At 38.8% G+C, this 1,448-nt stretch carries 2 protein-coding genes; one reads left to right on the forward strand and one right to left on the reverse strand.

The window, feature by feature from the left end; genetic code table 11:
* Nucleotides 1–89: 89 nt before the first annotated feature.
* Nucleotides 90–704, forward strand: a complete 615-nt coding sequence (locus DBR11_RS24410) for a CDP-alcohol phosphatidyltransferase family protein (RefSeq protein WP_108555197.1) — start codon at nucleotides 90–92, stop codon at nucleotides 702–704.
* 6 nt (nucleotides 705–710) lie between these two features.
* Here the strand turns inward: DBR11_RS24410 and DBR11_RS24415 are convergent, their stop codons facing one another.
* On the reverse strand, nucleotides 711–1,298 hold the full coding sequence (locus DBR11_RS24415) for a phospholipid scramblase-related protein (protein ID WP_108555198.1): 588 nt from the start codon (nucleotides 1,296–1,298) through the stop codon (nucleotides 711–713).
* Nucleotides 1,299–1,448 lie beyond the last annotated feature (150 nt).

Here is a 1,448-nt window from a genome sequence, read left to right on the forward strand (position 1 = left end):
GTTCATTTATTTATATCTTCAGGCCAAAGTTTATTTCAAATAAAAAATATATGCTGATTTTTCTATCTTAATACGCTGAATATATTGATATGAGAAAATACCTGATTCAAATTCCTGCCTTACTGATCTGGAGCCGCCTGCTTTTTGCGGTACTAATTCTGTTCCTAAGTTTCCGGCAGCCCGCAGATTTCAGATTGTGGATTAATATTTTGCTGGTTACAGGCCTGCTTTCAGATGTTTTTGATGGCATGATTGCTCGTAAACTTCAGGTGTCTACAGTGAAATTGCGTAGAATGGATTCCACGGTAGACCAGGTGTTTTGGTTGAGTGCGCTGGCGGGGGCTTATCTTATATGTAAGGATTTTTTTCAGCAAAATGCAACACTACTGTTTCTGTTGCTTGGTGCGGAAGCACTGACTTATGTGATCAGCTTTATTAAATTTAAAAAAGAAGTCGCCACGCACGCCATTTTGTCTAAGGTATGGACCTTAACCATTTTGGCTACACTTATGGAAATTATAGCGGGCTGTAATTCCACCTGGTTGTTTATGACCTGTTTCTATATCGGTCTGATCACAAGAGCAGAGATCATGGGTATACTGTTCTTGCTTCGTAAGTGGGAAAATGACGTGCCAAGCCTTTACCATGCCTTTTTAATTCGGCAGGGTAAAGACATTAAAAGAAATAAGCTGTTTAACGGTTAATAGCCACTAACTTTCTTTGAGTACCATGTCAATGGTGATCGCCGCAGAAAGAATGGCCACTTTATGCTTGTTCTGGCTGTAGTGCGGATCAATATGAACATTATATTTATCTGCAGTGGTAAAGATCTCCTTTAGTGCGCCAGCCCATTTTTTACTGATAGACCCCATTTCAATTTGGTTGCTGTCTTTAATCACGAAATTCCAGGCTTTCCAATCTCCTGTGATCTCTGCAATCAGCTCCCCATCGGGTTGCTCAATCTTAAAAGTTGGTTTGAAAAATTTAAATTTCTGTTTAATGATAGCAATTGGTGTTTCATAGGCATCATTGATGATGATCTTGGACATGAAAAAGGTGAAGCCCCTGGAGATGACCGCCTGCAGTTCATCGTCATTATTGACAATGTTCAATTTAAAAGGGAGCATGCGTTTGTCTACTAAAAAACGGAGTGCTTTCTGTCCAAAGGTCAGGATTTGTTTTACCGCGCCAATGTTTTCTCCCTTTTCATCATAAATTTTGTAAACGTTTTCGAATTTAAATAGATTTACTTTCTCGTCAATAAAATAGTCGTGACCATCAAAAAAATTACTGTTCATAGGTGTTATAGGATTTTAAATGCTGCCCCAAGATAAAGAGTTTTCGTCATATGGGCCCGCTTCTTCTGAAGGTAAATAGCTAAATGAAACCATCAGGATCTTAGCTGCGACTTAACAAATTGATTGATAAGGGCATGATTGCTTCATCAC

Origin of the sequence: Pedobacter sp. HMWF019, from assembly GCF_003061025.1 — a bacterium.
Taxonomy (GTDB): Bacteria; Bacteroidota; Bacteroidia; order Sphingobacteriales; family Sphingobacteriaceae; genus Pedobacter.

Coding starts and splice junctions, on each gene's coding strand:
- DBR11_RS24415 (WP_108555198.1), bottom strand. CDS start 1,298: ATGAACAGTAATTTTTTTGATGGTCACGACTATTTTATTGACGAGAAA.
- DBR11_RS24410 (WP_108555197.1), top strand. CDS start 90: ATGAGAAAATACCTGATTCAAATTCCTGCCTTACTGATCTGGAGCCGC.